Here is a 4,167-nt window from a genome sequence, read left to right as displayed (position 1 = left end):
GTATCATAGACAGTCTTGGCAAGCCCTTTCTTACCTTGCTGACAAAGAATACGGCATTTTACACAAAGAGCTTCCTCGTTGATATAGTCATGTTGGAATAGTGTATCTGCAATTTTTAGCTTTAACGTCTCCGAGAGGTCTTCCCGCTTCAGTAATCTGCAAAGCAGATCAATGGTGTTATTTGAAAAATCGTTTTTAAACGTATCAATCCAATCGGTTTCCATATTAGGTAACATCATACCACGTAGCAATAACTCGAGCAGCTTCTCTAAGTTCTGACTATTATTCTCTTTATATAAATAAAGTGCTTCCAGATAGTCGCAAATTGTTCCTTCTTCAAACTGTATGCTCCAGAAGCCATTTTGATTCAATATTTTGATATCACCTACTTTTTCCAATAAACCGCGTAGTTTACTCATATATACATTACGGTTGTTCTTGGCAGATTCATCCGTCTTGTCATACCATAATACTTGGATTAGTTTATGACCAATGATTCCTTTGGAGTCTCTTCCGGTATAGAGCACAAGCAATATCAATAAGGCTTTAAGGGTTGGAGTAAATAAGGCTGTAATATCATTGCCTTCTTTATCCACAACATGGAAACCACCAAAGAAACAAACACATCCCTTGGAGAAATCATAGTTGTGGAATGTTGTTGTCTCTGTGTGTATGGGCATTTCTATTTTTATCTCAGATCTATCATTGATTAGAGAGCCATTCGCTGTTTCTGATTGGAGACTGTTTGTTTCCGCTTTCTTGTTGTTTCCGGTAGCGGTCTTGACCCGATTTATTTCAGCCTTTTTCTTTCTATAATAGAGAATTCCCATTCCGGCAATAACCAGTATTCCGACTATAATGTACAGCCATATAGATGACTGATCGTTTTGACCGGCATTGTCTGCAACCACATCCGGCTGCTTAAAGGATGAAATAGGAATCGGAGGGAAATTCAGTTCATAGATATCTATATCAGCTTTTCCGCTTACTTCAGCTCGGTGAATCACTGTATATAACTTCTTTTGTTTAGGGGAATAGTATATGTTGGTATACATATACTGAGCCTCTAATTTCAGTCCTATAGGCAATGACATGAGCTCGAAATGAGGTGTTTGAGTATCAATTTTCATCAACGTACCACCTTGCTGGGTACTGAAGAAGTAAAAACATTTTTTTTCGGGATCATAAACCATATTCTCACTGGGCTGAAAGTCTCCTCCATCCGGAACCTGGGTGAGTTCCCATAGTTTATTGGCTTGCTGGGTCAAAAGATTGACAGCATACAAGTCATAATAGTTGCGGGGAGATAATTCTTGCCGTCCGGATGGGCAACCGCGTCCTCCGAAGATATAAAGTGTGCTGTCAACTATGACAGAACTGGAAGAGTATCTGGGATGAATATTTGTCAGATTGAGGTGACGCTGCGGGGTATCTTCATAAGGATAGCAGATTAATAGCTTATTATTATAGTGATAATGTCCATATCCACCGAAGCTGATCAATGAAGAATTGGCCGGATTATAAACGAGTGTATTATTCCAATAGTCATGTTCCTGTACGGCTGCCTGTGTTCCTTTCCAGCTTTGCGAAACAGGATCAAAGAACGAATATAGATTTTCATTCAGGTTGTAGGATAACAACTGATGTTGCTCTGGTAGATATATCAACTGGTTGGGATAGTTGGCTACGAACTCGCCGCCTTTTACCTGAATGGTGTCAGTTATCCTTTCATCCGTATGGAAAACATACAGCTTTTGTCTATTGTTGGCTATGTAGAAAGTTCCGACAGTAGGATCGAATGCTACAGAGGGAGAAGATTTGAATTGCTGTGAATGAATCTTCTTCCAGGTGATATACTGGTCTATAATCCAACGGGTATTCTTGCCGGAAGCCGGACTGTGGGAAATCTCGTCATAACAGACTTCCTTATTATGGCGTGCCATTTTCCACAAACGTATTTCCTGCAATCCGCGCTTGATACTGATATCTCTTAAATTAACGGAAGCTACATCGGCTAAAGAGAAACCCTCATAGGGACAATAACCGAAAGCAAAGCGTAGTTTCTGCGTACCTTTTAAGTCGGGGTAATTCACATTGATTTCCGTACTATCATATAATACGGTAATATTTCCCTCTTTAACATCGAGGGTCAGGCTGGCTGAAATCCAAGTTTCACGCCTCACTTCTTTTTGAATGGGGTATACTGCATCTCCGGTGACCAGAATAGGGAAGCGTCTGTCGTTTTCGCTGACACTGTACATCAGATCGACATTCTTATTGTTTTCAGTAATGATGCGGAATACGGTTCCGAATACATTATCGGGTCTCACCCAGAGGTTAAAGCTCAGGGTAATTTTGTCTCCTTTAGTCTCTATGGGCTTTCCATCTTCTAATACCATACTGGTAAACTCAGAATTCTGAAGCGGGTAGGATTGAATATGCAAACCATATTCAGGAAGCTGAGCGACTGAACGCATACACATCAACAGAAGAAAGATAATAGATTGTGTCTTTTTCATTTTGTATGTTCTTAATGAAGTATTAGCTCGTACAAAAGTAATGCTTTTTAGTGAAAACCGATTACTTATTTATGCAATTATTACAGCCAGGCTTCGCTTTTTCTGCAAAAGTGATTCATTAAGTGGATTTTAATGTTTCATTAATTATTGTTTTATCATTTTATTAAGCGGTTGCCGCTTACTTTGCAGTATAAATAGATTAAAATCTGATAATATGAATTTAAAAAGGCACTTATTCTTATTTGCAGGAATATTATCCTGCTCTTTTCTAATGGCTCAGCAGCCAAGTGATATTTTATCCGTTTCAGCATCCACTAATGTGGAAAAAGCTTCGTTAGCTTTTGATAAGGATCAAAAGACAATGTGGGAAGTTAGTGGGCAGGACTTGAAAACAGACCAATGGTTGATGTTTACTATCCAGACCTCTGGTGATGTATGTGAACTTGGGGTTCAGATGCAAGGTGTTTCTAAAGAAGACTTAAAGCAACTGATGAATATCTTTGTTACATATGATCCTATGAATTTGGGAGTGCCTGTCGATTATCAGATACAGGGTAGCGCTAAAGAGATGCGGTTGAAGTTCTCACCTAAATATGGGGCACATGTCCGGTTGGCTTTTAAGGGAGGTGATCGTGTTAAACCTTTTATGGTAAAGGAAGTATCTGTTCTTTTAGCTGATAAGGAATTGAAAGACCTGAAAGGAGAAAAGACTTCGCTACGCTATATGGACCCTACGCTTCCGGTGGAAGAACGTGTAGAAAGTCTATTGTCTGTGATGACACCGGAAGATAAAATGGAACTGATACGTGAAGGCTGGGGGATTCCTGGTATTCCTCACTTATATGTACCGCCCATTACAAAGGTGGAAGCTGTACATGGCTTCTCATATGGTAGTGGAGCTACTATCTTCCCCCAAGCCCTGGGAATGGGAGCAACTTGGAATAAGAAGTTGACGGAAGAAGTGGCGATGGCAGTTGGCAATGAAACTCTTTCGGCAGGTACTATGCAGGCATGGTCTCCGGTACTGGATGTAGCTCAGGATGCCCGTTGGGGACGTTGTGAGGAAACATTTGGAGAAGATCCGGTTTTGGTGTCACAAATTGGTGGAGCTTGGATTAAAGGCTACCAGTCTATGGGGTTGTATACTACTCCGAAACATTTTGGTGGTCATGGTGCTCCGTTGGGAGGGCGCGATTCTCATGATATAGGATTGTCTGAACGTGAAATGCGCGAAGTACATCTGGTTCCGTTCCGTCATGTGATTCGTAACTATGATTGCCAATCTTTGATGATGGCTTATTCGGATTTCCTGGGTGTGCCGGTAGCTAAAAGTAGAGAATTACTACATAATATTTTGCGTGAGGAATGGGGATTCAGCGGCTTTATCGTTAGCGACTGTGGTGCTATAGGTAACTTGACTGCCCGTAAACATTATACAGCTAAAGATAAAATAGAAGCTGCTAATCAAGCTTTGGCTGCTGGTATCGCTACGAACTGTGGTGATACTTATAATGATAAGGAGGTGATACAGGCCGCAAAAGATGGACGTATCAATATGGAGAATCTTGAAGAAGTGTGCCGCACAATGTTGCGTATGATGTTCCGCAATGAGTTGTTTGAAAAAGCACCAAACAAGCCGTTGGACTGG

At 40.7% G+C, this 4,167-nt stretch carries 2 protein-coding genes; one reads left to right on the top strand and one right to left on the bottom strand.

What is annotated here, in order from left to right:
* Positions 1-2,519 (bottom strand): hypothetical protein (locus tag Q1W14_RS21615; protein ID WP_300704925.1); only part of this gene is annotated, 2,519 nt, incomplete at its 3' end.
* Positions 2,520-2,733: 214 nt separating this feature from the next.
* Here Q1W14_RS21615 and Q1W14_RS21610 point away from each other — a divergent pair.
* The coding region (locus Q1W14_RS21610) for a glycoside hydrolase family 3 N-terminal domain-containing protein (RefSeq protein WP_300704924.1) at positions 2,734-4,167 on the top strand (1,434 nt) is incomplete at its 3' end.

Source organism: Bacteroides sp., assembly GCF_030151085.1.
Taxonomy (GTDB): Bacteria; Bacteroidota; Bacteroidia; order Bacteroidales; family Bacteroidaceae; genus Bacteroides.
The sequence above is the reverse complement of the archived record's forward strand: the minus strand, read 5'-3'. Positions and strand labels throughout refer to the sequence as shown.